The sequence below is a fragment of the Pelorhabdus sp. sgz311002 genome (assembly GCF_056134285.1).
Genome location: NZ_JBWBCL010000014.1, coordinates 26,683 through 53,003 on the forward strand (window position 1 = coordinate 26,683; position 26,321 = coordinate 53,003).

Consider the following 26,321-nt stretch of genomic DNA (forward strand, 5'->3'; position numbering starts at 1 on the left):
ATTTATTTAACCGCTTTCGCCTCATAAATAAAAGTTTCTCCCGCAGCCTTAGGAATCCACAGCGGAATTTCCCGATTTTCAACACAAAATGGCGTCGGTGGTTCCCATACAGGACCAAAAGCATGCATCGCTACGACCAGCTTCGGATCCGTATCGCGGCAAAAAGTCTCAACGCCAAGCGTGCGATATTCTTCCAAGCGGCTGTCCACCGGGAAAAAGGCAACATCAAAAGACTCTCCCTTTAATTTTTCCATTTCTCTCGCAAAATCAGCAGCGGCTTGCTTAATATTTTCGGGTGTATCACCATTCCAATGCCACCAGTTCAAATCACCAGCATGAAAAATCTTATGTCCTTCTACTTCAACCAAAAAAGAAATTCCTGCATCAGTCGAACCAAAGCTCTTTACTGTCACTGTAGCTTGGCGGCAAGTCTCATAAGGCGCCATTACGCTAATTTTATCAGACATAAAAGCTGCAGTACCACTTTCTGCTGCAATATCATGCGATAGAAAGTAATAAGAATCATTCTGCCATTGGGCAATTGCCGGATTAAAATGATCACCATGGTTATGGGAAGAAAAAACAAACCATTTTTTCCCATTCCCTCGTTTAGCGGCTACCTTGCCTGCCGGATCACGATAGTAATCAAAAATCAATATATGGTGATCGGTTTCCACCATAAACCCACTATGTTCTAAAAAGGTTAGCTCCACGCTAATCCCTCCATTTCGGCTCCTTCAATAAAAAGGAAAGTGATTTTTACTTTATTATACTATAAATTATCATTTAACAGCATATCTTAATAAAAAGTTTTTTTAGTTTCAAGTAGGAATCATCGCTTCCATGCAGAAAATAATAAACCATAAACGAAAAGAAAGGACTGAGTACCATGGAATATAATTTATCGCTAGGTTTAAGCAGCGAAAAACAAGAAAAGGTTACGACTGATAACACAGCCATCCGTTATGGCAGCGGCGGAGCAGCCGTCTATGCTACGCCAGCCATGATTGGTCTTATGGAAGCAACGGCTCTATCTATTGTCGACCCACGACTACCGGCAGGTCTCGCTACGGTAGGAATTCAGCTAAATGTTCGCCATCTAGCTGCGACGCCAATCGGTATGACAGTCCGTTGCACTGCAAAGCTTACTGAAATTAAAGGAAAACGTTTGATTTTCTCCGTAGAAGCCTTTGATGAAAAAGAAAAAGTTGGCGAAGGTACCCACGAACGCTACATTATTGAATTAGAAAGCTTTTTAAAAAAATCTCAATCAAAATTAAATTGAGTCATTAAACAAAGCATCTTCCTTTTTCCGGCGCTCGATCTGTTTTTTATAAATAAATTGAATCAGCTTTTGCCGCTCTACTTCTTCAATCTTAGTAAAGCGTAAACCGCAAAAAACTTTTTCATTTTCCGTAATGACAATTCGCAAAATTTCACCTTCCACTTCTAACGAGAAAAAAGGCGATAAAGGCAAAACAATATTCCAACAAGACCCTATAGCTAGTTTACTATCCTCTGGGCAAAGAATACACATGCCATTGCCGCTAATATCACGCGTAAGAGTTTTGATGACCACTGGCAAAGCAGGCGTCTCCCCATCTTTTGCCGCCACTTCCTTTGCTGTCAAAACAACATCAAGATTAATGTTAAACCGGACAAAATCGCGCAATTGGTCTCGTCTGGCTGTTGTCGGATAAGTAATGGTCCACAAAGCAAAAGGTTCTCTTGTGTAGCGCAGTAATGAAGCTTGAAACACATAGGCGCAGTCATCAGCCACAATTCTTACCGTATAAGGTTCTTGGTAGCGTCGCGGTAAAAGCTGCCCCTTACCATAGGGTTCTGATACTAGCAGCGTTTTTTCTTTGTCACCAATTTCCTCAATACGGCTGTGATACATATGAACCGACTGATTCAAGGGGTCAAATTCAACAAACTCTAACTTTCTTAAGGGTGTAAGAAATTTTTTTATATCCATAGCTTTTCCCCCTTCAAACAGGAATAAACAAAGCGTTTTTCTAGGTAATCTGTTGCTATTTTTCTTTTTTTCTTTGACAAAGTCCTGCTAAAAAAATGGAATGGTATATTTTTCTTTTCCATATTGACGGCAAAAACAAGGTGCTGTAAAATGAAGTTGTGACAATTTTGTGAAAAAAATAACACTTTTGATGAGGTGACGTAAATGAGCAGATTTACAATTCCAAGAGATGTTTATTTTGGCCGCGGTTGCATGGCAGAAGTACTAGAAAACTTAACAGGCAAACGCGCTGTTATTGTAACAGGTGGCAGCTCGATGCAAAAATTTGGTTTTCTCGATAAAGTGACTGACGCTTTGAAAAAAGCTGGTTTGGAAGTAAAACTCATTGAAGGCGTTGAACCAGATCCCTCTGTTGAAACAGTCTTTAAAGGCGCCGCTTTAATGCGTGAATTTGAGCCTGACTGGATCGTAGCCCTCGGCGGCGGCAGCCCTATTGATGCGGCTAAAGCAATGTGGATTTTCTATGAACATCCAGAAACGACCTTCGACGATGTCAAAGACCCCTTCACAGTCCCTCTTCTGCGCAATAAAGCAAAATTTATCGCGATTGCCTCTACTAGTGGTACGGCAACAGAAGTAACAGCCTTCTCAGTAATTACGGATTATTCCACCAAAATCAAATATCCTTTAGCTGACTATAATTTAACGCCCGATATTGCGATTGTCGATCCAGAACTTGCTGAAACAATGCCACCGAAACTTGTCGCTCATACCGGCATGGACGCCTTAACTCACGCCTTGGAAGCTTACGTGGCTAGCGCCCGCTCTCCCTATACAGATCCGTTAGCATTGCAATCCATTATTATGATTAAAGAACATATTTTGAAATCTTACGAGGGCGATCACGTAGCCCGCGAACAAATGCATAATGCACAGTGCCTAGCTGGTATGGCTTTTACGAATGCGTTGTTAGGCATTACTCACAGTATTGCCCATAAAATTGGCGCTCTTTTCCATATTCCCCATGGCTGCGCCAATGCAATTTTGCTGCCCTTCGTTATTGAGTTTAATCAAAAAACCGTTGGCAAGGATTATGCGAAAGTGGCAAAACAGCTTGATCTCCCTGGCGCTTCTACGGAAGAGCTTACAGCAAGTCTCGTACAGTTTATCCGTAATCTCAATAAAAAACTAGAAATCCCCGCTACGTTAAAAGAAGCTGGCGTAACTCAAGAACTCTTTGACACAAGTGTCGACGGGATTGCCACACACGCGCTAGAAGATCCTTGCACAGGCTCAAATCCTAGATCCATTTCGGTAGAAGAAATGAAAGAACTTCTGACTTGCGCCTATACGGGAAAAGAAGTAACTTTCTAAGCAAAATTGCATTTTGAATCCCCATAAAGAAATCTCGTACTGTCTGGTACGAGATTTCTATTTTTATATACTTCTTTTGAAAGGGGTACTCTCTGTTATTGTGCGACTAATTCAGCAAGCAAAATTTTGACAACCACTTTCTTTACTTTTTCCGGCATGTTGACAAAACAATTTGGCCGATGGACATCCCAAGGAAAATAAATGGCAAACATCCCCGCCGTAAGCGTATGGTACACTTCATTGTCTAGTTTCTTATAGAAAATGGCATCGCGCTGCGCCAAAAGGTCTTCTGTTACTTCACCAGCTGCAGTAAGCGGCGCCGTACCAATTACTTCCCGCCCAGTAAAAATATACTGAATGTCAATATATTTTTGATGAGCTTCTGGTCGTCTAACCGTTTTTGCCTCTGTTTCGTATTCAGAAACCATGGCATAGATTTTGTCACCGTCAATTTCTTGACGACCTAAAACAACTTGGGAAAAATCAGTATCGAAGAGATACTGCAACCCTTGTTGCAAGGTTTTTGGATAAAAATGAATTTCTTGTGCTACATTCGCCAAAACACCAGTAATCATAGTCTCCACTCCTTGTTTAGTCAATTCATAAAGGTGCCGCCATTAATATTAATTGTTTCTCCAGTAATAAAATCCGACATGGACGATGCTAAAAAGAGCACTGTATCAGCCACATTTTGCGGTGTTCCTAATTTCCCCAGCGGAATTCTAGCAAGAACCTGACTGCGATACTCTTTGGTCCATTGCTGACTCATATCCGTTTCAATCGGCCCAGGGCAAACTCCATTAACATAAATATTATGCTTAGCCATCTCTAAGGCTAAATGCTGTGTCAAATAATTTACACCAGCTTTAGAAGCGCCGTAAGAAGGCGACGCATTGCGATGCGGCGTTTTTGCCGTTGTTGATGATATATTGATAATTTTACCGCTTTGCTGCGCGATCATAACTGGCAGAACCGTTTTACAGCAATATAAAGTCCCGTTTAAATTCACATCCATTACTTGCTGCCATTCGGCAAGATCCATTTCGAGTGTTGGAACCCGCCGATTAATCCCAGCATTATTGACTAAAATGTCGATTCGTCCAAACTGTGTTTGCGCCATACTGGCAATACGTTCCGCTACAGCATAATCAGACACATCGCCTACGGCAACAATACACTTTTGCCCCTTCGCTTCGATTTCCTGTGCCAGCTGCTGTAGCAAAACCGTCTGATTGCCATTGATGACGAGTGATGCGCCTTCCCTTGCTAAAGTAAGGGCGATCGCTCGACCAATTCCCCGTGTAGCTCCTGTTACAATAGCAGCTTTTCCTTGTAAAAACATAATTTACCTACCGCCTTTTCTAAAGCTATCCAGAAAGAAAGAAACTAGGAGATTTTACTAACCTACCTAGTTTCTGTTTCCACTTTTTATTCTTTAACCCACGCTTCTGTGACAGAAACATATTTAATGGCCTGACGGAAATACGTAAAAGTCACGTGAATTCTTTGATCCGGTGTTTGTTTTATGGAAGGATAAGAATACTCGCGATTCAGTTTTTCCCGTGAATTATTCGTCATACAATAGCCATCGCCCACTTCAATATTTTTCTGGTAAGGCCAGGTTTTGCCATGATCTTCCGAAATAGCAATTGTCATGGGCGCGCGCGGCGTTCCCCAAAAAGCTTTCTTTTCATTAGAATTTTCTATCGGAGCGGCTGCCACTGCCGGTTCTGTTACTACGGTTTCCTCATCATCTTCAATCTCATCATATAACGAAGCGCGTCTTTCCGTCGAAGCCTCAGCACTGATATGATTATATACGAGAGCAAGATGACCGTTCGCCAGAACGGTAAACTGAATCGAAGAATTATTATTAGGTAATTCTGTAGCGACAGGCTCGCTCCAAGTCCGGCCATGATCAGCCGAACGGCTGGCATAAATGAAGTCAGCCCAACGGCTTCTAAATAAAGCAAGCAGTGTACCGTCCTGAAGCTTTTCCACATTCATATGGACGCAGCCAGTACTACTTGGTACCACATACTCGGTCCAGGTTTTCCCTTGGTCAGCAGAAATTTTCACCGCACTTGTATCGTAATCGCCAACCCATTTTACCCCAGGTTGTACGTGACAATAAAAAACGGGAATGAGCCATTCGCCATTTTCCAATACTACGATCGGCTGACGAATAAAGGTCCCCGGCGTACCAAATAAAGTTTCAATCGGTCCCCAAGTATAGCCGTTATCTTGCGAGATACGGTAGCGAACAATCGCCGTATCTTGGTTGCCTGACTTCTGCGCCGTATATAACAACCACAATTCGCCATTCGGCGCTGAAAACAAAACAGGGTTCTGCTCTGACCGCCCAGCATCGTCAGAAAGTTTTACAGGCTCAGTCCATACTGATTCGCCTTGATTCAGTCGCGACATATAAATTGAAATATCAGCTATTCCTTCCTGCGTTCCGCCAAACCAGACGCAAAGTAAGTCGCCATTCGGTAAGGGCATAATATTGGACGCATGATTTTGCGGACAATTCGATGGAATATAGGCATCAATCCGATCGCTTGTTTGATCAGGATAAAGTTTCCCGTCTTTATCTTCCACTGTATTCAAAGAAATCACTCCTAACTTCTAAATTATGCTTGAACTTCCTTGGATTCATTCTTGCCGCCGCCAAACAGCTTATCAAGCACCATAACAATGGCTGGCGTAATCAAAGCGATGTACATATTATCAATTCCATAAGGATCGCCCATCATGTACCAGCCACTTGTAGCGACTGCTGCGATTCCCATCCCCAAGTTGGCGCCGCGCGTGCTATTAAAGAACGGCAGATAGAAAGCGAGCATAGCAACTACAGAAATAGACAGACGAATCGCTCTGGTAAAGAAGGACAGTTTTAGAATCTCCGGCACAAAGAATACGAAAATGAGCGGAATAAAACCGATAATAACAGAGATAATTTTGGTAACTTTAAATTCTTTTTCCGGACTTGGTTTATAAATAGGCACATAGAAGTCCTTTACAGCCAAAGAGGCAATCGCCAACGCAACTGTACTTACGGAAACGAAGACAGACGCCACCAGCGAAGTTGCTACAAGACCGGCTAAATACGGGCTCATATACTGCATGAAGATAGGCAGAGCGTAGAGAGCTTTCATATCAGGGAATAAAAATTTAGCAGAAACCCCAATCAACGCCAGTAAAATACCGAGGGGTAAAGAGAAAGCAGCCGCATAGAGAGCTGATTTTCTCGCTTCATTGGCATTTTTACTTGATGAAGTAGCTTGAATAACAAATTGTGTGGAAAAAATTGCGCCCACAGTGCCGATAATCCAGGCAAATATAGTTGTGGCGCCGATTTTCCCATCCCAGGTAAAGTAATAACTCGGCATTTTTTCCATCATCGGGCTAATCCCGCCAGTCATAGTTAAAGCCACACCAAGAATAATGATAATACCGACATATTTAAGGAAGCTGTGTAGAATCGTAACCCAGGCAACGCCTTTCATCCCGCCAAACACAAAGTAGAACGTACTCACTACTGCAATAATCAGCATAGCTGTCGGCAAGTGAACCTTCAGCACCGTCGATAAAGCTGCAGCGCCACTGATATAGTTCCCAACATTCACAAGGAGCAAAGCGTACATCATGATTAAGGAAACCATATATTTCGTGGATTTCCCGTACTTTTGCGCAATAGCGCCGGAAATAGTAATTTCGCCAGAGCCGTAGAGCCGCTTTGCCATAAAGAAAGCATAGAGAAAATAGCCAATGGCCGCGCCAATAACAGACCAAGAAGCAGCCATACCATATTTGAAAGCCGACTCCGCCGTTCCTACCGTAGATTTGGCGCCAATAAATTCGGACATGAGTAAAATACCTACAACGATTGCCGGCATAGACCTAGCTGCCGTCATAAACTGGTCGCTGTCTTTACTGCGAAGTTTCACTGTCAACCATGATGTAAACAAGATATAAGCAACAATCATAGCCACGATAATCGCTGTATCAGCATAACTAAATTCTTTCATGAACACCACTCATTTCTCTATAAATTTTTACTACTGATTTTCTTTGAGCTATCAATGATTTCGTTCATTTTGGAATAATCAGTTTTTTTGCTTCGTAGGAACAGGCAAACCATGCGGCGGTTGCCTGCTGTTTCACTAAAAGAGTTTTTGATAAATTGCCTTGATGGCTTCTTTGTCCAGAGCCTGAGGATGATTATTGAGAAGACGCGTCACTTTAAGCGCTGCTTCAGCCATAAAATCAATATCCTTAGCCGTAATGCCCTTTTTGGCCCAGTTTACCGAAAGCTCTAGATCATGATTTAGTGAATACAAGTTCTCAATCATTTTTTCCGCGGCTTCCCGACTGGACAGACCGGCTACGGGAAGTTCCATGGCTTGTGCAATATCTTTGAACTTTTCTTCCGCTGCATCAATTGTCACTTTCATTACATGCGGCAACAATACCGCGTTAGAAAGACCATGGGGAATCCGATATTTTCCGCCCAAAGGATAAGCCAAAGCATGAACAGCCGTTGTACTCGATGTAGCAATACAAATTCCGGCAAGCATAGCTCCTAACAGCATATCATGGCGGGCTGATACATTGTCGCCATCACGATAAGCGGTGCGCAGACTCCGTGAAATCAACTGAATCGCTTTCAGGGCATAGGTATCACTGAAGGGATTAGCCTTTTTGGAAATATAGCATTCCATGGCATGAGCTAATGCGTCCATTCCTGTTGCCGCGGTGATCGCTTTCGGCAATTTCAGCGTCAAAGTCGGATCAAGAATGACATAGGCCGCCATCATTTTAGGGCTGACAATGCCTACTTTCAACTCATCTTCCGGTACAAGCACAATGGCATTATACGTCACTTCTGACCCAGTTCCAGCGGTGGTAGGAATCATCACTGTGGGAATTCCTTGTTTCGTAATAACCGCGCCTTTTACCAGTTCCGGCAAAGTCACGTCATTGGTTAGCAGCACAGCCACTAGTTTTGCCACATCCATGGAACTACCGCCGCCAATACCAATAATCATTTCACAATCACACGCCCTAGCTGCGGCAACAATTTCCTCAACCTGTTGCACCGTTGGCTCTGGCGGTGTCGTATTAATCATGGCTACTACAGCGCCAGCCGCTTCCATCACTGCTTTCGGTTTATCAATGAGACCAGCATGAAACACGCCCTGATCCGTAATGATCAATACTTTTTTTACAGTTTCTTCTTTGATGATTTCAGCCAGACTTTCCACACTATTCAGCCCTGCCGTAATTTTTCCAGCATTAAACAACGTATATTGCTCTTCAAAATTCATCTGTCTACCCCCCCCTGTTTACTTATACAGTTCAAAAACTTTGCGTAACTCAGCATCAATTTCGGGATTGCAGCAATTCGACGGTTCTCGCGCCGGTCCTACCGGATAACCAAGCAGATTTACTGCCCGCTTTACCACTGAATTGGGGTTCCCCATCTGCATAACATTGCGGAAAGGTCTGATTTTCTTCTGCGCTTCATTGGCCTCGGTAATTTTTCCTTCAGCCCATAATTTATAAATGCTTACCATCAATTCGGGAAATACATTAGAGCATCCCGAAATAGCGCCAGTACCGCCAGCCATTAAAGTCCATAAAATGAGCGAATCGCTTCCGGCTAAAACACTCAGGCGTGGATCCGTGTTCTCAATATACTTTAAGGTGTTGTCAAAATTACCGCTACTATCTTTAATTCCAATAATATTTTGATACTGGGCCAAACGATTTACTGTGGCGGGAGCAATGCTATTGCCCGTACGAGCCGGGATATTATAGAGCAAAATCGGTAAATCTACCGCCTCAGCGACCGTACTAAAGTGACGATATAGATCCTCTTGCGACGCTGCTGTAAAATAAGGCGAGATAATCGAAAGAACATCAACTCCTAAATCTTTAGCAATCTTAGAAAGCGCTACGCTTTCTTTCGTCGTAATGCAGCCTGTTCCCGCATAAACCGGAACACGGCCATTGACTTCTTCTACGGTCACTTTAATAATCTCAATTTTCTCTTCCTGCGATAACGCATAGAATTCACCATTTGTTCCCAAAGCGAAAATCCCGCTGACGCCAGCGCCAATTAAACGATTGATCTGATTTTTCAATTCTTTAGGATTAAATTTTTCATCTTCCGTTAAGGGTGTAAGAATCGGCGTAATAATTCCTTGCGGTTTCAACATATATTTCATCCTTCTTCCTTATTTATCCAAGTTTATGGGCAAACTTCACTTTCGCCATTTGAGATCCTAACACGAGTGCCTCGGTCATACTGCGGCTGTCCGCCACACCCTGACCGGCAATGGCAAAAGCCGTTCCATGATCCACTGAAGTTCTAATACAAGGCAATCCTACCGTTACATTCACGCCTGTTTCAAAACCAAGTACCTTAATGGGTATATGACCCTGGTCGTGATACATAACCACCACAATATCAAAATCTTTTTTGATAGCAGCCTGATAAAACACAGTATCTGGCGGCACAGGTCCCGTAACATCCATTCCCTGACCTCTAGCTGACTCAATCGCTGGCGTGATTTCTAAGATTTCTTCACGGCCAAATAGACCATTTTCACCGGAATGAGGATTGAGCCCGGCAACCGCAATCCGCGGTTTTTCAATTCCAAGCATTTTTACAGCTTCATCAGCAAGCTGAATGACGCGTAAGACTCGTTCTTTTTTCACAAGTTCTGGAACCTTAGAAAAGGCTACGTGAGTTGTTACATGAATCACTTTTAGAGGACCGCCCACAAGCATCATTGAGTAATTCTTTGTATTGGACAAAGCGCCTAAAATTTCAGTATGGCCAGGATAATGATACCCGCCGAGATTTAAGGCTTCTTTATTTAAAGGGGCTGTAACAATAGCATGAATTTCCTCCTGCATAACAGCAGCAACAGCTTTCTCGATATATTCATAGGCAGCCTTTCCTGCTCGACCATCTACCTGAGCAAAAGGCAAATCCGCCGGTAAATTATCAAGATCTACGATGTCAATCACGCCAAAATCCTGGCCGCCTTCTGTGGCCGCCGTAATGCTGCGACATTTTACATCAGAGCCAACAATCTTTACAGCTCGCTCCATTATTTTTTTATCGCCAAATACAACGGGTCTGGCCATGTCATAAAGACTTTTCTCTGCCAAGGCTTTTACAATAATCTCAGGACCGATTCCGGCCGCATCCCCCATGGTAATTCCCAGTATTGGTTTCATTGCATTTCCTCCCTGTACACGTTGTCGTAAAATTGCTTTTTTCGCTGCAACAAGCGAGTCTTGTTTACCAAAGGCTCCCGCTTTCGTTACTACAGGCAGTCCGCTGCAAGGACCGCCGACCAGTCTTCCTAAAGGAATTCCTACGGCAACTTCCTGTAGTATCTCAATCGCTTCGGCCTGTAGGGCCCGACATACATGAATCGCCGTATCGCCCCCAGTAAGCACCATACCCGCTAGCGGCGCCTGAGCTAAATTGGCAGCAATTTCGCCTAAAGCTGCGGCAATCTCTTCACTCACTTGACAACCTGTCATTGCACGTTCTTGTCCAGCTTCAACAGCAGCTTTTACGTCTTCATCAGTAATGGCGCTAGCCAAAACGACGTCTTTATTCTCAGCTAAATACTGTTTGACTTTTTTAGCGCAGTCGGCAATTTCTGCTTTTCTAGCGCGCAAAAGATTTATCACATTTATTTGTATCAAATGAGTATTCTGTGAATTCAATAGACTTTGAATCTGCGTCTGAGTCACTTTACTTACACTACCAGCAATCGTCAAAACTGGACCGGATCGCTCTGAAAGTGCTATAATGCTACTTTTATGCCATTCATAAAAACTAGGCAATTGTTCCGCAAGTCCTGCAGATCCGACCCATAAAACCTGCTGGTATTTTCTCGCTGCACTGGCAATGGACCGCAAATGCTGATCTTGGACAGCATCAAAAACAATCCATTTTTGTCCTGCCGCGAGACAAGTTTCTATGGCTTCACCAATTGCACTAGCACCTTTAATTACGTCAGACAAAGCAACAAAGCCAATGGACCTTTCCGCCTGCAATCGTAAGAGCTCAACAATTCGCGATTCTTTCACCGGACTTTTAGGCGCATGAGCAATTTCCGTTAATTCAATTGGCAGTTGATTCAATAAGTGATAACCGCCTACTGTAATACGATGATTTACGGGAAAAGCGGGAGCAATCACCACAAGTTCCGGCTGAAGAACATCATCGGCTGCCATAATTTCCGCGCCAAGGTTGCCTCGCAAAGTAGAGTCCACTTTTTTATAGATCGTTTGCGCCTGGGCTTGCTGCAAAACGCGACAAGCTGTTTCCACTCTATTGTAGGCTTCCTGTGGCGTAATATCACGGCTGTCAGTATCAATAACGACTACATCGGCATTTTCGTTAAGTTCATTTTGACAGAGATTAATTTTGACAAAACTGCTCATTCCTTGCTTAACAAATTGCACTGCCGTATCGTTTGCTCCGGTTATGTCATCGGCAATTACGCCTATCTTAATCAAAATATCACCTGCTTTCTCCGCACTCATTAACATCTTTTGCAAGAATTATGCCAAAATTCAATATTGATTTTCCGCCATGTCTAACAACAAAGAAAGACGTTCAGGTTGCATTTCGCAACTAGAACGTCTTTCTTTGCAACTCAATTGTTTTCAAAAGCCTTTAGCTTACGCCAAAGTGTCGACCGATGAATTCCTAACCTGGCAGCTGTCCGTTTCACATTATAATTTTCTTCCATTAGCACACGCAGCAACGTATCTTCTTCTAAAACAGCTAAATTATCGCCAGTTATTCCGGAACTCTCACGCTGTTTTCCCGCAAGATCATCCCGTTCATCTTTATAGGCTTCTGCTACATCGGTTTGCGAAATAATCGAACCTTCTGCTAAGAGCATAGCCCGCTCCATTGTATTAGCTAGCTGACGAATATTGCCACGCCACTCACATGACACCAAATAAGCCAATGCTGCTTCTTCGATATCACGAATCGTAGGATTCACTGATTTGAGTTTTTGCAGCATTTGTTTGGCAAGGAGCGGAATATCAGCCGTTCGTTCCCGCAATGCTGGCATACGCAGCCGCAAAATATTCAAACGGTAGTAAAGATCTTCCCGAAATTCTTTTTTCTCAATCAAATCCGGTATGTGACGATTCGTCGCGGCAATGATCCGTACATCAATGGGACAAACGCTTTCACCGCCCAAGCGCATAACCGCTTTTTCTTGCAGTACTCGGAGCAATCTTGATTGCAATGACAAGGGCATTTCGCCGATTTCATCCAAAAAGAGCGTCCCGCCATGAGCTAATTCAAACAAACCTTGGCGCCCACCGCGTTTCGCTCCAGTAAAAGCCCCTTCTTCATAGCCAAACAATTCACTTTCCAACAATGTTTCCGGCAAAGCGGCACAATTAACTGCAACAAACGGTCCCTCTTTGCAGCTACTGCTATTGTGAATTCCTTGGGCCATCATCTCTTTACCTGTGCCAGATTCACCAGTAATCAGCACCGTGGACTGAGTCAAAGCATACTTATACGCCTTGCGCTTTAATTCAGAAAAGACACTAGAGCCGCCAATCATATCCTCCATCTGAATATAGGCCACTAGGCCTTTTTTATGGAGACGCTTGCGAAGATTCTGCTCAATCTGTTGCAGCTGCGTCACATTTTGAAAACTATAAATAGCGCCGATCTTTTCATCTTCCACCGTAATAGCATGATATTTAACCATAAAAGTTTTATCACCAATATGCTGTAAATCGCCATTCTTCTGATCTTTTTTTACGGATGCAAACTGAGGAATCACGTTTTTCAAGGGAAAACCAGTAAGCGCCTGTGAGGAAACTTGAAGTAATTTTTCTGCTGTCGGATTTAAAATCGTAATCTCATCGTTTGTGCTTGTCGCAATAATTCCTTCGGCGGAAGTCGCTACGACAATCCGCAGAAGTTCAGCCTTCTCTCGTTCCTCCCGGCGGACTTTCGCCATAATCCTAGCTTCATTCAACGCTTTAAAAATTGCTTCTTTACCTGATTGAATTAAAATTCCTTGCAGCCCTTCGCGACTAGCAACCTTGGTAGAAATCGCATCACCAATAATCAGCTTGACCCCTTGCTCTTTAGCACGAATAATTTTCTCTTTGGCTTCTTCCTGACTATGCACAGGAAATTCCACAAAGGTACTCCCTAGCAAATCAGCCAAATCCTCCCAGCCATAAATTACATTTTCAAAGCCGGCAATGCCGATTTTCTCCGGATAAGAGCCTGCGCGCTTTAAAGCGCGCAATACATCGGTAATCGTAACTTGGATATACACAGTTGGTATATCCAGCTGACTTTCGATCAACTTGGCTGTACCGCCTCGACTCACAACTACTTCGACGCCTTCGGCTATCGCTTCTTTCACCTGAGAAATAGATTCATGCAAATCTCCCGTAATAATGCGGATTAAATGAACGGAATCGGCAAATTGTTCCATGACTACAGCTTGCGCTAGTTCAGCCAAATCTTCAAATGGAGCTACGAGTAAAATTTTTTCTTTCATTTTCGCTTCCTCTTCATCTTAAAAATCGCACTTGATTCTTCTTGATTTTGATCATAGCACACTATGCTAAAAATCTCTATTTTTATTCTGTCGAGCGAAAGAGGAGAAAGAACATTGCAGCCAGAAGAAGGTAGAAAAATACCAAGGAGGATGATCTATGAAAACAGCCCAGCGCCTTACACAGCTAGGAACCGAAAATGCCTTTGAAGTTCTAAGTGAAGTGCAGCGACTGCAAGCCTCCGGCCAGACCATTCTCAGCTTTGCCATTGGAGAACCTGATTTCGATACACCTGATAATGTAAAACACGCCTGTATTCGCGCGATTTTGGAAAACCATACTCATTACAGTCCGTCAGCTGGACTGCCTGTCTTCCGCGAAGTAATTGCCGCTCATATTGCTAAGAGCCGAAAAATCACCGTAGATAAAGAAGAAGTACTTGTAACCCCTGGCGTCAAACCAATTATTTATCATACTCTCCATGCCTTGATCAACCCTGGTGATGAAGTTTTGTATCCCAATCCCGGTTTTCCCATTTACGAATCAGTCATTCGCTTTCTTGGCGGCGTCCCGATTCCCATTCCACTATTAGAAGAAAAAAACTTTGCCCCCGACTTAGCAAAGCTTACGCAACTCATTACGCCTCGCACTAAAATGATCATTCTTAACAGCCCCCATAATCCCACTGGCGGTGTTCTCACCAAAGAAGATTTAACCGCAATTGCCGATCTGGCTCTCCGCCATAAACTTTGGATTCTCTCTGATGAAATCTACAGCCGTATCATCTATGAAGGAACCTTTCATAGTATCATTTCACTTCCCGGCCTAAAAGAACAAACGATTCTTTTAGATGGCTTTTCCAAGACCTATGCCATGACTGGCTGGCGTCTCGGCTATGGCATCATGCCGCGTCACTTAGTCAATGCTGTAGCCCAACTAATTACGAACTGCGAATCTTGTACCAATACCTTTATTCAACATGCCGGTATGGAAGCGCTAACCGGGTCACAGGATTTTGTCAAAAAAATGGTTGCTGAATTTAAAGTCCGCCGTGATCTAATCGTAAACGGACTCAACCAACTTCCCGGCTTCTCCTGTCAAGTTCCGCTTGGCGCCTTCTACGCCTTCCCCAATGTGACGAAAGCTTGTGAAAATCTAGGATTTTTCGATGCAAAAGAGTTGCAGCAATACCTCTTGCATAAAGCAGGCGTAGCTACTTTGCCGCGAAGCGCTTTTGGACAAAAGAATTCAAACGAAACAGAGGAATATCTCCGGTTTTCCTATGCCACCTCCCAAACAACCATTCGCAAAGGACTTGAAAAACTGTCTAAAGCTTTACACGAAAGAGTCTAAAAATAAAACAAGCGGGCGTTTAACGCACCGCTTGTTTTATTTTGCCAATTTGGCTTGTATCAGAATCGAGCGAAACAGCAATTTCAAATAACCGATTCCAAGGAAAAGATACTTGCACCCGCTGCGGGTTTACCCAAGCAAAGTGTTCTTTGGCAAAATCTCGCTCCTTCTGCGCTGCTTCCTTCGTTACAGACAAAAGATGGCGATCTAAAAACTGAATCGCCCGTTCATCATGAGCAAAGAAATAATCCATAAGCTCATCGCGAAGATTGGCCTGATAGGCCCATTCATCGAGATAGCGCACAGCTAGCAAATCTCGCCGCGCTGCTGGCGTCATTGACGAAGCCATCATTCCCTGCCCTATAGCATAACCAACAGTATTGCTCGCCGTATTCCAACCTGCATAAGCAGTTAAAGCAGGTAGCAACTGATTCTTCTCCAAAGAAAGCATCAGAGCATTATCAGAACCATTGGCAAAGGCAATATCAGCTAAAGCTACCGGTTCCTTTTGTGCAACTCGCTGCTTCACTTCGTCAACAAACGCGCCCTTTTCTTCCGATAAAGCCAGACCGTTTTCCCCATCAGAAGCCTCTCTTGTATGTCCGTCTTCCGGCGTATTTACTAAGAGTGCTAAGTCAGGGTTTTGCGGCTGCGGCAGCACAATCCCGCCAGCAGCAACAACATGTCCGTCAATCGTAGCTCTGGCTGGCTGATCTTCATAAGCCGGAATAGTATTTCCGCCTACGCCTGGCGTATAAATCGTTTGTACGATAGGCAGCTTTCCTTCGCGATCATTGTAAGAACGCGCTACCAGCACCATAGCCAATTGATCGGCTCCCGGAAAAGATTGAAACTGACTGATCGAAAGATCTGTCGTTTTTTGTTTTAATAAACGCCATTCCCGATGCGATTGCGAAAAAGTGGCGCTGTCATCACGACCAACGATTAAGTAATCGATCGTGCCATCTCGCAATAAATCAACTAAATCTTCATTGACCATCATATTTTTTGTACGGCGATCCAGCCAGTCTCTCAGATATTCTGCCGGAACTGACCGAACAAGTTCTTGCAGGGTTTGTCGCTCTGGCCCTGATAGACCTTTGACAACTTCTTTATCTGATAAAGCAGTCAGCTTAAAAATTTGTCTCCCATACGTTTCGTAATAAGAGGGTTCGACACCGCCCAGGCTCACTTTTGGCGAACGCATTATCGTACTAAATACGTACACTCGTATGGCAGGATTCTGCTCTTTCAGTTTTGCGAAACGCTCGACCCTGCTGGCCAGCAGCGAGTAATCTAAATGGTGTACTCTCGAATCAACTAAGCCGCCATAAATCAATGAATCAGCGGCAATGACGGCATAATCAGCCTGCGACCAATTCTCTTCTAACCACTGCCATAATTTATCGGCTTGACCAAGCCTTCCTCTACTAGCTAACCATTCAGCTGGCGGGGTTAACACGGTAAAACCAGCCTTCTCGGCAGTATCAATTACATAATCGCGACAAACAGGACGATCATCAAGTGGAATAAACAGTAAAGCTGCCGCATGCGCAGCAGCCGGAGGGATAACCCATAAGAACATAAATAAGATCGAGATAAAAATCGCCGAAATTTTCATTACTTACTCTCCTTATTACAGTAAAGCCTGGACGATTCTCATAAAGAACCTCCAGGCCGCTCATCAAACAGGTTTTGCCTTTTCTTGTATATACGCTGTAGCTTCACTCAGTTGCGCTTCACTATGCGTAGCAATCGCTACAGAAGCAACGCCTGGAAGCGTTCGGGAAAAATCGATAGCAGTCTGTAGCGAGCTGTTTCCTTCATGGGGTAACGCAAGCAAATAAACGCCTTTACCAGCGCTATTCACATAGCCAAGCATCTCTGCCATGGCCGAATCTTCTCGCTGACTTCCAGCTACATCAATCAGCGGAATGATAAGATCAACTTCCGCAAATTCAGCCGCCTCACGTAAGACTGACAAACTATTGGAGCAAAGCCCAACCGCCTCAATCAAGCCCTTCGCCTTAGCATCACACAAGTAATCCAGCGCACCGCGCCGTTCTTGTAAAGCGGCTAGATTGTCCTCAGTAATTGCAAGCGAAAAAACTTCTATGCAGTCGCGATGTAAGGTTTGACGCGCCTTTTCCACAGCAAGTTTCATCTCTGTATAAGTCTTTACTGCCGCTTTCCCAGCAAGAATCGTCGGGTGAGGATAACCCTGCAAGGCCTCGGAAATCAAATAATAGCTTGTTTCCGCCATATCGATAAAATTCATCCCCTGAGCCAAACCATGACGAATCAACGCAACAGAAAAATCGCCTTCTTCTACCTGACCTGATTCCAGACTATAGCTCAATTCAGAAACAAATAAGCCAGTTCTGCCTAATGGATAGTATCTCACCAGATTCCCCCCCTAAACTAACAAGCTCAGCAAAGCGCAAACAGCCGAATTTAAGCTAGCAGTAAAGTGACAAAGAAATCGCTTAAATACTCAGATTCATTATAGCATACTTTACACAAGATGGCACCTTAGCTATTTTTCTCAGAAACAGTTTTTTTATAACGTAGAAAAAAATAGTAAGCCAGACAAGAAATAACAACAAGCACAAGCAAGCGAAAACTATGTTCTCGATAAGCCATAAGATCATGACCTAGTGTAACTTCAATCCAAGCCGATGGCAGTTTGCCAATCAGCGTAGCAGCGGCGTAATCCCAAAAAGTAATGCTGCTGACAGCGCCAAGAGCTGTAATCAGCCCTGAGGGAATGTAGGGAATACTCCGCGCAATGAGCATAATACGAAAGCCCTTTTTCCCGCTAAATTCATCCACTTTTTTCAAGGCATTGCTGCGTACGATGAGGTTATGGGCATAATCATGAAACAGATAGCGCATCACAGCGAAGCTAATAATAACCCCCACTGATTCGGCCAGCCAAGACAAAATCGTGCCTTCTACCACGCCAAACAGAATACCATTCGCTGCTAAAATAAAAATATTGGGCAATACAGCAACTATGTTAATAAATACAACAAGGAAAAAACTAATGACCATGGCATAGGGGCCGTAAGAGCGGATAAAATCAATCAACCCTACAATATCGCCGCTGACAAGCAAATTTCCAGCCGTAGTAAAAAAATCAGGGTTAAGCTGATAACTCATAACTCCCAGCAGAATAACCACTAACACAACTATAAAACGCAGTGCTGTCTGATTGATTGTTTTCATAGAATATTCTTCTTTCTCCTTCGTTTGATCGAAATGGCCCGCTAACAGGGTTGTTCTTATTATACTTCATATCAATTCGCTTGCCTATCGCATCTGCAAAAGGATTTCATAGTTTCGCGAAATCTGTCTTACATAATTTTGCGTCTCGGGAAAAGGCGGAATCGCCCCATACCTTCGTACCGTCGTCGGACCAGCATTGTAAGCCGCTAAAGCGAACGAAACTGGCTGGTTGGTCCAAGCAAATTGTTGCAGCATTTGCGAAAAATATCGGGCAGATCCCTCGACATTCTCCGCTATATCAAAAGGATCAGCGACCCCAACTGAGGCAGCTGTTGCTGGCATAAGCTGCCCTAGCCCCATAGCCCCGGATCGGGATACCGCATCAGGGCGAAAGGAAGATTCTTTGGCAATCAAAGACGTTAACAGGAGTGGATCCACTTGATGATTTCTTGCAGAGCGGACGATGCAGCGGGCAATATAATCGGCCGCTCCATCACTCGTTCTATTCACTATGCCGATATAACGAGTAATCGATTTCACATAATCCGAATCACTTTGGTTCGGCGCCGCTTCTACGGCCCCAGAAAAAATGAGTAAGCAACAAAGGATAAACGTAAATTTACGAAAAAGAATAAAAACCACAGCCTTTCCCGATAAGTTACCACAAAAGTCCTCAAATCAAGTAAAATTGCGTACAAGGATTTGCACTCTCGCATTGACTCTTCCCTAATTCTTTGTAATAATGTAAAAAAGATAGGGATACGTATTCTAAATACAAACAGCCCCTAGCAGCAGGAGGATATTCCATGACAGAAAAAAAAGTTGCTTTTGGTTTTGGCGACAGCACCATCTCACTTTCACTGCCCCAAGAAAAAATCATTTATGAAATTGAAGGAGCTCCGGCGCCAGCTATTACTGATATTCCCGCCGCCGTTTTAGAAGCCCTTCGCAATCCAGTCGGCACAGCTCCCTTAAAAGAAATTGTAACGAAAACCGATTCGGTCGTTATCATTGTCAGCGATATTACACGCGGCTGGATTAAATCTTATGAATTTTTGCCAACACTTCTCAATGAACTGAATGGCGCCGGCGTCCCTGACAGCCAAATTTCTATTGTCATTGCCCAAGGGACCCATCGTCCTCATACGCCAGAGGAAGATCTGGCCGTCTGCGGCCAAGAAGTATGCAACCGTATCAAAATTTATCAGCATGACTGCCGCAACGAGGCAGAACTCGTTTACAAAGGAACAACCAAACGGGGCACTCCCGTTTACTTCAACAAACGGGTTGCCGAAGCTGATAAGGTCATTCTCACAGGTGGTATTGTCTTCCATCTAATGGGCGGTTTCGGCGGTGGCCGCAAGAGCGTTATGCCTGGCATCAGCGGTGATAAAACGATTCAAGCTAACCATTGCCTCGCCTTGCATCCCGAAATCGGCTTCGGCTCCAACCCAGAATGTCTCTCAGGCAAGCTCGTTGAAAATCCCGTACATGAAGACATGGCTGAAGTTACGTCTATGTTAAATCCGGCGTTTCTACTCAATGCCGTATTTACACCAGATGGCAAATTTGCTCGCTTTTTAGCAGGTCACTGGCTAAAAGCCTGGCAAGAAGGTTGCCAAACAGTAAACCAAATTTACGGCATCCCCATCGAAGAGCAAGCCGATCTAGTCATTGCTTCAGCTGGCGGCTTCCCCAAAGATATTAATCTTTATCAAGGATCTAAAACCATTGATAACGCCTTTATGGCCACAAAACCAGGCGGTGTAATCATTTGCTTCTTAGAATGCCGTGATATTTATGAGCCAGAAGAGTTCAGCGGCTGGTTCCGCTTTGATGATACGCTGACTTTCGAAAAAGCTGTGCGCGATCATTTCACCATTCCTGGCTTTATCGCCTTTAAACTTGCCGATATTGCCAAAAAGAATACCGTGATTCTCGTAACCAAACCAGAAAATGAAGCCTTTATTAAGAAAACAGGCATGATCTTTGCAGCTACAGGCGATGAAGCACTCCGCCTTGCCAAAGAAAAACTAGGTCGCGACGACTATACGATTACCTGCATGACCCACGGCGCTAATACAGCACCGATGCTAACGAATAAAAACCACTAGAAAATTCGGCAATAATTATGCGAATAAAAGCAGAGAGAGCGAAAGCTCTCTCTTATTTATTGTCTCGCTACTTAGACAGTTTCAGCTTGGCTAAGGCATCAGCCAAAGCGGTATTCACCGGCGCTTCTTGTTTATCTTGCGCCTTTAAAAATTGATGTACTGCCTTTTTATCGACTTTACCGCCAGTTTCTTCCCGCCGTTTTTTAAAGGCTGACAATTTTTCGCGATAACCGCAAGAGCAAACAAATAGCTGGCCCTCCCCTTCGCCGCGAAGCTCTAGTTTTTTATGACAGGTAGGACAACGAGCATTCGTCACTTTGGCAAGCCCTTTGCGATAGCCGCATTCTCGATCCTGACAGACCAGCATCTTGCCTTTTTTCCCTTTTACTTCCAGCAAATACTTGCCGCATTCGGGACATTTTGTCCGCGTCATATTATCATGATGAAACCGAGACTGGCTGTTTTTTATTTCCGTAACCACTTCCATGGCATATTGGCGCATCTCAGCAACAAATTGCCGCTCTGAAAGGGCGCCTTTAGCAATAGCGGCAAGCCGTAATTCCCACTCGGCCGTAAGGGCTGGCGAACGTAATTTTTCTGGCACAAGCGACAATAGCTGACGTCCCTTTTCCGTCAACAAGATCTCTTTACCTTTTTGCTCAAGCAAGAAACCATTAAACAATTTTTCAATAATATCAGCTCGTGTCGCCACGGTTCCCAAGCCGCCCGTTGCACCAATTGTTTGTTTCAACGCTTCGGCCTCGCCTTCCATGAAGCGAACAGGATTTTCCATGGCGGAAAGCAACGCAGCCTCAGTAAATCGAGCTGGCGGTTTCGTCTTGCCTGTCGTAACCGCCAAATGATCTACAGAAAACGAAGCGCCTTCTGTCACACTAGGAAGTTCTTGATCGCTACGTTCATCATCACTTTCCTCCATCTGCTCATGCACTAAGCTAGAACCGTAAATTTCCTTCCAGCCCAAATCTGTCACACGTTTCCCCTTAGCGCTAAAAGCTTCCTGCCCAATCTGTCCATTTAGCGTGGTCTGTTCGTAGCGGTAAGGCCGATAAAACACGGCAAAAAACCGTTTTACTACCAGATCATAAATTTTTCTTTCTTTATCTGACAAATTGCTGAGATTTACATACTGTTCCGTAGGAATAATCGCATGATGATCAGATACTTTACTATCATCAACAACATTCTTATGGATCTTAAGTGGCTGTTTTAACAATTGAAACGCAAATTTCGTATAGGGCCCTACACCAGCAGCTTTCATGCGTTCTGGTAAAGTTTCCACGATATCCGCTGATAAATACCGCGAATCCGTACGGGGATAGGTTAATAGCTTATGACTTTCATAGAGACTCTGCATAAGACTGAGCGTCTCTTTAGCCGAAAAGTCAAACAGGCGATTCGCATCACGCTGCAGTTCTGTTAAGTCATACAACTGCGGCGCTGGCATTTGCTTTTCTTTCTTCTCGATTTTTAGAACTTTTAGAGTTTGGCCGCACAATCCAGTAAAAATATTTTTACATTTTGCTTCATCAAAAATGCGACTGTTTTTCTGCGTTTTTTCGTGCCATTGCCACGAAATTTGGCCAGTTCTAGCCTGTATGCCATAATAAGTTTGCGGCTGAAATGCTGTAATTTCCGCTTCTCGCCGGGCAATCATTGCCAACGTAGGTGTTTGTACGCGCCCGCAAGAAAGCTGCGCATTGAACTTGCAAGTTAACGCCCGGGTCGCATTGATGCCCACAAGCCAATCGGCCTCCGACCGAGCCACGGCTGAAGCATAGAGATTTTCATAGTCTTTGCCAGGGCGGAGTTTCAAAAATCCCTCACGGATCGCCTTATCAGTTACCGAGGAAATCCATAATCGCTTTAGCGGTTTATGCACAGAAGCTTTGGCCAATATCCAGCGTGCTACCAGTTCCCCTTCCCGGCCAGCATCCGTAGCAATAATAACTTCTGTCACATCCTTGCGTAACAGTTGTTCCTTTACCGATTGAAACTGACGAGCGCTTTGGCGGATTACAGTGAGCTTCATTTGCGGCGGCAGCATGGGGAGATCTTCTAGTCGCCACGATTTATATTGATCATTATAGACTTCTGGATCAGCTAAAGTCACAAGATGGCCTAAAGCCCAAGTCACAATGTAACGGTCTCCTTCTAAGTAACCGTTGCCTTTTTTATGGCATTGCAATACTCTGGCTATATCACGACCTACTGAAGGTTTTTCAGCTAATACGACGATTTTACTCATATTCATTCCTCACGTTTACTTAAACTCTTAACTTTTTTATTATAGACTGTTCGCCTGCAAATGAAAATATGCAGCAGGGAATAAGTGCAGCAAAAAGCATAAAAAGGAAAGAGCGGCTTTTGCTTGTCAGGCAAAACCCGCTACTCCATTTTGAAGATACTCTCTATAGCAAAGCCTTGACAGCAGCCACTACTCGTTCGACTGTAAAACCATACTCTGCTAACACCGTCTCAGCCGGAGCCGAGGCGCCAAATGAATCAATCGCAATAATCGACCCTGCGTCGCCAGTATAGCGTTCCCATCCTAAGGAAGACCCCATTTCTACAGCAACACGGGCTTTTACATTAGGCGGTAAAACTTTTTCTTTATATTCCTTCGGCTGCTTGGCAAAAAGATGCCAGGAGGGAAAACTAATAACATTTACAGAGATATTCTCTGCTATCAGTGCGTCGCGCGCGGCCATAGCCAGTTCTACTTCAGAACCGGAAGCCAAAATCAACGCGGCCGGGTTGTCGCATCCCGCCAAAACGTAAGCGCCAGATCGTACGCCCGCTTCCTGCACTGTCGAATCGGCAGGCTGAACTAAAAGATCCTGCCGCGATAACACTAGCGCTGTTGGCGTTTTCTCTGATTCTAGCGCAATCTGCCAAGCAATCCTTGTTTCATTCCCATCAGCCGGACGAATGACATTCAGATTGGGCATCGCCCGAAAAGCGGCAAGCTGTTCCACTGGCTCATGGGTGGGACCGTCTTCCCCGACAGCGATACTGTCATGAGTAAATACATAGGTAGTCGGCAACCCCATTAAAGCAGCGAGACGAACAGCGGGACGCAAATAATCGGAAAAGACAAAGAAGGTCGCTCCGTAGCTTTTTACGCCGCCATGAAGCATCAAACCATTGAGCGCCGCTCCCATGGCAAATTCTCTTACGCCAAACCAAATATTTTTCCCTTCATAAGAGAAAGGTTGGAAGTCGCCGCCGTTCTTAATCATAGTTTTATTGGAACTGGCCAAATCAGCTGACCCGCCGAATAAAGCCGGAATTTTTTTGGCTAAAGCCTGCATCACTTCCCCTGAAGCAGAACGTGTCGCAATCTTCTTGCCTGCTTCATAGTGAGGTAAGAGTTCATCATAGTCTTTCGGCAAGCGACCTTCAATGCGTTCAGAAAGTTCTTCGGCCAGTTCCGGGTAAGCTTCTTTATAGTCCTCAAATAAAGCTTGCCAAGCTTTTTCCTGGGCCGAACCCCGTAATAAAACCTTCTCGCCGAAATGTTCATAAACACTTTTAGGTACAGTAAAGGGCTCATCATAAGTCCAGCCATAGGCATTTTTAGTAAGCGTCGTTTCAGCTTGTCCCAGAGGAGAACCATGCACAGCCGAAGATCCGGCCTTATTCGGAGAGCCAAAACCAATGACTGTATTGATTTCAATTAAAGTTGGTCGAGTCAAATCTTTTTTCGCTGTAGCAATAGCCTGACCGATAGCTGCCAAATCATTGCCATCGCCAACTCGCAGTACCTGCCAACCGTAAGCATCAAACCGTTTTAGACTATCTTCAGAAAAGGACTTGTCTAGTTTCCCGTCAAGGGAAATCTGATTGGAATCATAAAGAACGATCAATCGCCCCAAGGCAAGATGGCCAGCCAAAGAGATCGCCTCAGCGGCTACGCCTTCCATCAGATCGCCGTCGCCGCACAGCGCATAAGTAAAATGATCAACAACAGGGTAATTCTCCCGATTATAAGTAGCAGCCAGATGACGTTCAGCCATTGCCATGCCTACAGCCATAGCAATTCCTTGTCCTAATGGCCCAGTGGTCGCTTCTACGCCTGGCGTATGACCATATTCCGGATGTCCTGGCGTTTTGCTGCCCCATTGACGAAATCTCTTTAATTCTTCCAGGGACAAATCATAGCCTGATAAATGTAGCAAACTATAAAGCAGCATCGAGCCATGCCCCGCCGACAAAATGAAACGATCCCGATTAAACCACTGTGGGTTTTTCGGGTTATGATTCAAGTGATCTGTCCAAAGCTTATAGGCAAAAGCCGCGGCGCCGAGTGGTAAACCAGGATGACCTGAGTTTGCCTGTTCAATGGCATCAATAGAAAGCGTCCGTATCGTTTGAATCGCCAATTCTTCTACAGAAAATTTACTTGTCATAAGTCTCTCCTCCTCCAATGTAAAACAGCTATCTATCATATCGCTAATACTCTATTGAAATTTGCAAGAAAGGATCAAAATCATCGTAAAGACGGATTGAAATCAGTTTATCGGCTGTACTAGACCGCTCATAGACAACAGCGCCAGCCTGAGGCAGACAATTTTTTTTACCAAGTCTGTCAATATAATACTCCAAAGCGCAATGAATTCCATCATCAACAGCTGAACAATAATGAACAAAAGCGCCACCGTGAGCCAGTTGCAAAAAATTGCTATAGAAATTCTGCAGTGTTTCTCGGTCAGTCATTACATTTCCCGTGGCCAGTTGCAACGTAAAGGTCGTTTCATCAAAACAGGCAAAAAGTTTTTCCAAACTTCCTGTACTGAGCGCCTCAGTATACTGCTGCAACACCCCTGTAAAAACTACCTCTTTCTGAGGCAAAAAAGGCTTACGCCAACAATGCTTTCCGATCATCGGCCAATGACTGTAATAAATGCGCAGACTCACATGGGGTCCCGTCTCTGTTTGAGTCATTTCGCGAATTAATAAAACAGGAACAGGCACATCACCGCCGTGCTCTAAGTAAAGAATAAATTCAGCCGACTCCATAACTGTACTATCAGCGGTCGTCTGCGCCCACTCTCGTTTCAGTTCCACAACAGCATTTTCGCCTAAAAGCCAAGCGCGGCAGTGGTCATAGTACTGGCCAATAGCCTCTATACCGCGAATCTCGCCAAAATGAGGATCATAAATCACTGCATTCTCGCCGTCCTGCGCTTGTTGGAAAGCAGCCATAAATTCTGCTTTACCATCGAAAAGCATTTGTAAATAAAATTGTGCAACTTCTAAGCGGACGCGTTTACTAGAAGCCTCTGACATGATTACCCCTCCGGCAGCTTTTTAGCAACAAAATGTAATAGTAGTATTCGTCTTTTAAAGCAAAAAACCTTTCCTGGGCAAAAACAAAAAAAGAAGAAGGCGCAAGACCTTCTTCTTTTTCTATGCAAAGCAACCATCCTTATAGCTTCGTAAAACTTGTTTTTCTAACAAAATGGTAAAGCAGCCTCTTTTCAAAACCAAAAATTCATACGGGAGTTATATCAGATGGAGGATATTACGTTTGAAGCATTTGAAGCATTTGAAGCATTTGAAGCATTTGAAGCATTTGAAGCATTTGAAGCATTTGAAGCATTTGAAGCATTTGAAGCATTTGAAGCATTTGAAGCATTTGAAGCATTTGAAGCATTTGAAGC

The 26,321-nt window shown here is 44.1% G+C and carries 21 protein-coding genes and 1 pseudogene; 4 read left to right on the forward strand and 18 right to left on the reverse strand.

Annotated features, from left to right (window positions below; all coding sequences use genetic code 11):
* Window positions 1–2 precede the first annotated feature (2 nt).
* The gene (locus AC0NJP_RS16300; protein ID WP_474700459.1) at window positions 3–713 is read right to left on the reverse strand and encodes an MBL fold metallo-hydrolase; all 711 of its coding nucleotides are present in this window, start codon (window positions 711–713) and stop codon (window positions 3–5) included.
* A gap of 176 nt (window positions 714–889) precedes the next feature.
* Here AC0NJP_RS16300 and AC0NJP_RS16305 point away from each other — a divergent pair, with 176 nt between their 5' ends.
* Complete coding sequence (locus AC0NJP_RS16305; RefSeq protein WP_474700460.1) at window positions 890–1,285, forward strand: thioesterase family protein; 396 nt, start codon at window positions 890–892, stop codon at window positions 1,283–1,285.
* On the opposite strand, the gene AC0NJP_RS16310 is transcribed toward AC0NJP_RS16305, so the two are convergent.
* Window positions 1,277–1,978 carry a flagellar brake protein gene (locus AC0NJP_RS16310; protein WP_474700461.1) on the reverse strand — a complete coding sequence of 234 codons (702 nt, stop codon included), beginning with the start codon at window positions 1,976–1,978 and terminating at the stop codon, window positions 1,277–1,279. The two genes, AC0NJP_RS16305 and AC0NJP_RS16310, sit on opposite strands and share 9 nt — an antisense overlap.
* A gap of 204 nt (window positions 1,979–2,182) precedes the next feature.
* Between AC0NJP_RS16310 and AC0NJP_RS16315 the strand changes: the two genes are divergently transcribed.
* Entirely contained in the window at window positions 2,183–3,352 is a 1,170-nt protein-coding gene (locus tag AC0NJP_RS16315; protein WP_474700462.1) for an iron-containing alcohol dehydrogenase, read from the forward strand.
* Between the two features lie 95 nt (window positions 3,353–3,447).
* Here the strand turns inward: AC0NJP_RS16315 and AC0NJP_RS16320 are convergent, their stop codons facing one another.
* From AC0NJP_RS16320 to AC0NJP_RS16360, 9 genes and pseudogenes are all read right to left on the reverse strand, one after another.
* The gene (locus AC0NJP_RS16320) at window positions 3,448–3,927 is read right to left on the reverse strand and encodes a NanQ anomerase/TabA/YiaL family protein (RefSeq protein WP_474700463.1); all 480 of its coding nucleotides are present in this window, start codon (window positions 3,925–3,927) and stop codon (window positions 3,448–3,450) included.
* Between the two features lie 20 nt (window positions 3,928–3,947).
* Window positions 3,948–4,694, reverse strand: a complete 747-nt coding sequence (locus AC0NJP_RS16325) for an SDR family NAD(P)-dependent oxidoreductase (protein WP_474700464.1) — start codon at window positions 4,692–4,694, stop codon at window positions 3,948–3,950.
* A gap of 86 nt (window positions 4,695–4,780) precedes the next feature.
* Window positions 4,781–5,956: a sialidase family protein gene (locus AC0NJP_RS16330; RefSeq protein WP_474700504.1), complete on the reverse strand. Its 1,176-nt coding sequence runs from the start codon at window positions 5,954–5,956 to the stop codon at window positions 4,781–4,783.
* A gap of 32 nt (window positions 5,957–5,988) precedes the next feature.
* A complete protein-coding gene (locus tag AC0NJP_RS16335) occupies window positions 5,989–7,386 on the reverse strand; it encodes a sodium:solute symporter family protein (protein ID WP_474700465.1) in 1,398 nt (465 codons plus the stop codon).
* Between the two features lie 135 nt (window positions 7,387–7,521).
* On the reverse strand, window positions 7,522–8,685 hold the full coding sequence (locus AC0NJP_RS16340) for an iron-containing alcohol dehydrogenase (protein ID WP_474700466.1): 1,164 nt from the start codon (window positions 8,683–8,685) through the stop codon (window positions 7,522–7,524).
* An 18-nt stretch (window positions 8,686–8,703) separates the two neighbouring features.
* On the reverse strand, window positions 8,704–9,579 hold the full coding sequence (gene dapA, locus AC0NJP_RS16345; RefSeq protein WP_474700467.1) for a 4-hydroxy-tetrahydrodipicolinate synthase: 876 nt from the start codon (window positions 9,577–9,579) through the stop codon (window positions 8,704–8,706).
* A 22-nt stretch (window positions 9,580–9,601) separates the two neighbouring features.
* A complete protein-coding gene (gene pdxA, locus AC0NJP_RS16350) occupies window positions 9,602–10,609 on the reverse strand; it encodes a 4-hydroxythreonine-4-phosphate dehydrogenase PdxA (protein ID WP_474700505.1) in 1,008 nt (335 codons plus the stop codon).
* 63 nt (window positions 10,610–10,672) lie between these two features.
* A pseudogene (locus AC0NJP_RS16355) lies at window positions 10,673–11,941 on the reverse strand (four-carbon acid sugar kinase family protein); the annotation flags it as partial.
* Window positions 11,942–12,048: 107 nt separating this feature from the next.
* Window positions 12,049–13,944 carry a sigma 54-interacting transcriptional regulator gene (locus tag AC0NJP_RS16360; RefSeq protein ID WP_474700468.1) on the reverse strand — a complete coding sequence of 632 codons (1,896 nt, stop codon included), beginning with the start codon at window positions 13,942–13,944 and terminating at the stop codon, window positions 12,049–12,051.
* 157 nt (window positions 13,945–14,101) lie between these two features.
* Between AC0NJP_RS16360 and AC0NJP_RS16365 the strand changes: the two genes are divergently transcribed.
* Window positions 14,102–15,295 carry a pyridoxal phosphate-dependent aminotransferase gene (locus AC0NJP_RS16365; protein WP_474700469.1) on the forward strand — a complete coding sequence of 398 codons (1,194 nt, stop codon included), beginning with the start codon at window positions 14,102–14,104 and terminating at the stop codon, window positions 15,293–15,295.
* Window positions 15,296–15,314: 19 nt separating this feature from the next.
* Here the strand turns inward: AC0NJP_RS16365 and AC0NJP_RS16370 are convergent, their stop codons facing one another.
* From AC0NJP_RS16370 to AC0NJP_RS16385, 4 genes are all read right to left on the reverse strand, one after another.
* On the reverse strand, window positions 15,315–16,916 hold the full coding sequence (locus tag AC0NJP_RS16370; RefSeq protein ID WP_474700470.1) for a DUF4127 family protein: 1,602 nt from the start codon (window positions 16,914–16,916) through the stop codon (window positions 15,315–15,317).
* 63 nt (window positions 16,917–16,979) lie between these two features.
* Window positions 16,980–17,699 (reverse strand): aldo/keto reductase, encoded by a 720-nt coding sequence (locus AC0NJP_RS16375; RefSeq protein WP_474040018.1) that lies wholly within the window; start codon window positions 17,697–17,699, stop codon window positions 16,980–16,982.
* Between the two features lie 128 nt (window positions 17,700–17,827).
* A complete protein-coding gene (locus AC0NJP_RS16380; protein WP_474040019.1) occupies window positions 17,828–18,523 on the reverse strand; it encodes a TVP38/TMEM64 family protein in 696 nt (231 codons plus the stop codon).
* A gap of 84 nt (window positions 18,524–18,607) precedes the next feature.
* A complete protein-coding gene (locus AC0NJP_RS16385) occupies window positions 18,608–19,165 on the reverse strand; it encodes a lytic transglycosylase domain-containing protein (RefSeq protein ID WP_474700471.1) in 558 nt (185 codons plus the stop codon).
* Between the two features lie 164 nt (window positions 19,166–19,329).
* Here AC0NJP_RS16385 and larAH10 point away from each other — a divergent pair, with 164 nt between their 5' ends.
* On the forward strand, window positions 19,330–20,637 hold the full coding sequence (gene larAH10 / locus AC0NJP_RS16390; protein WP_474700472.1) for an NPN-dependent 2-hydroxyacid racemase, LarAH10 family: 1,308 nt from the start codon (window positions 19,330–19,332) through the stop codon (window positions 20,635–20,637).
* A 67-nt stretch (window positions 20,638–20,704) separates the two neighbouring features.
* Here larAH10 and AC0NJP_RS16395 read toward each other — a convergent pair whose 3' ends face one another.
* From AC0NJP_RS16395 to AC0NJP_RS16405, 3 genes are all read right to left on the reverse strand, one after another.
* The gene (locus AC0NJP_RS16395) at window positions 20,705–22,903 is read right to left on the reverse strand and encodes a DNA topoisomerase III (RefSeq protein ID WP_474700473.1); all 2,199 of its coding nucleotides are present in this window, start codon (window positions 22,901–22,903) and stop codon (window positions 20,705–20,707) included.
* A gap of 163 nt (window positions 22,904–23,066) precedes the next feature.
* Window positions 23,067–25,067, reverse strand: a complete 2,001-nt coding sequence (gene tkt, locus AC0NJP_RS16400; protein WP_474700474.1) for a transketolase — start codon at window positions 25,065–25,067, stop codon at window positions 23,067–23,069.
* A 43-nt stretch (window positions 25,068–25,110) separates the two neighbouring features.
* Complete coding sequence (locus AC0NJP_RS16405; RefSeq protein WP_474700475.1) at window positions 25,111–25,947, reverse strand: hypothetical protein; 837 nt, start codon at window positions 25,945–25,947, stop codon at window positions 25,111–25,113.
* Window positions 25,948–26,321 lie beyond the last annotated feature (374 nt).

What these genes read in the sequence shown, in the direction of transcription:
- AC0NJP_RS16305 (WP_474700460.1), top strand. Translation starts at nt 890, where the DNA reads ATGGAATATAATTTATCGCTAGGTTTAAGCAGCGAAAAACAAGAAAAG.
- AC0NJP_RS16310 (WP_474700461.1), bottom strand. Translation starts at nt 1,978, where the DNA reads ATGGATATAAAAAAATTTCTTACACCCTTAAGAAAGTTAGAGTTTGTT.
- AC0NJP_RS16315 (WP_474700462.1), top strand. Translation starts at nt 2,183, where the DNA reads ATGAGCAGATTTACAATTCCAAGAGATGTTTATTTTGGCCGCGGTTGC.
- AC0NJP_RS16320 (WP_474700463.1), bottom strand. Translation starts at nt 3,927, where the DNA reads ATGATTACTGGTGTTTTGGCGAATGTAGCACAAGAAATTCATTTTTAT.
- AC0NJP_RS16325 (WP_474700464.1), bottom strand. Translation starts at nt 4,694, where the DNA reads ATGTTTTTACAAGGAAAAGCTGCTATTGTAACAGGAGCTACACGGGGA.
- AC0NJP_RS16335 (WP_474700465.1), bottom strand. Translation starts at nt 7,386, where the DNA reads ATGAAAGAATTTAGTTATGCTGATACAGCGATTATCGTGGCTATGATT.
- AC0NJP_RS16340 (WP_474700466.1), bottom strand. Translation starts at nt 8,685, where the DNA reads ATGAATTTTGAAGAGCAATATACGTTGTTTAATGCTGGAAAAATTACG.
- dapA (WP_474700467.1), bottom strand. Translation starts at nt 9,579, where the DNA reads ATGTTGAAACCGCAAGGAATTATTACGCCGATTCTTACACCCTTAACG.
- pdxA (WP_474700505.1), bottom strand. Translation starts at nt 10,609, where the DNA reads ATGAAACCAATACTGGGAATTACCATGGGGGATGCGGCCGGAATCGGT.
- AC0NJP_RS16360 (WP_474700468.1), bottom strand. Translation starts at nt 13,944, where the DNA reads ATGAAAGAAAAAATTTTACTCGTAGCTCCATTTGAAGATTTGGCTGAA.
- AC0NJP_RS16365 (WP_474700469.1), top strand. Translation starts at nt 14,102, where the DNA reads ATGAAAACAGCCCAGCGCCTTACACAGCTAGGAACCGAAAATGCCTTT.
- AC0NJP_RS16370 (WP_474700470.1), bottom strand. Translation starts at nt 16,916, where the DNA reads ATGAAAATTTCGGCGATTTTTATCTCGATCTTATTTATGTTCTTATGG.
- AC0NJP_RS16380 (WP_474040019.1), bottom strand. Translation starts at nt 18,523, where the DNA reads ATGAAAACAATCAATCAGACAGCACTGCGTTTTATAGTTGTGTTAGTG.
- larAH10 (WP_474700472.1), top strand. Translation starts at nt 19,330, where the DNA reads ATGACAGAAAAAAAAGTTGCTTTTGGTTTTGGCGACAGCACCATCTCA.
- AC0NJP_RS16395 (WP_474700473.1), bottom strand. Translation starts at nt 22,903, where the DNA reads ATGAGTAAAATCGTCGTATTAGCTGAAAAACCTTCAGTAGGTCGTGAT.
- tkt (WP_474700474.1), bottom strand. Translation starts at nt 25,067, where the DNA reads ATGACAAGTAAATTTTCTGTAGAAGAATTGGCGATTCAAACGATACGG.
- AC0NJP_RS16405 (WP_474700475.1), bottom strand. Translation starts at nt 25,947, where the DNA reads ATGTCAGAGGCTTCTAGTAAACGCGTCCGCTTAGAAGTTGCACAATTT.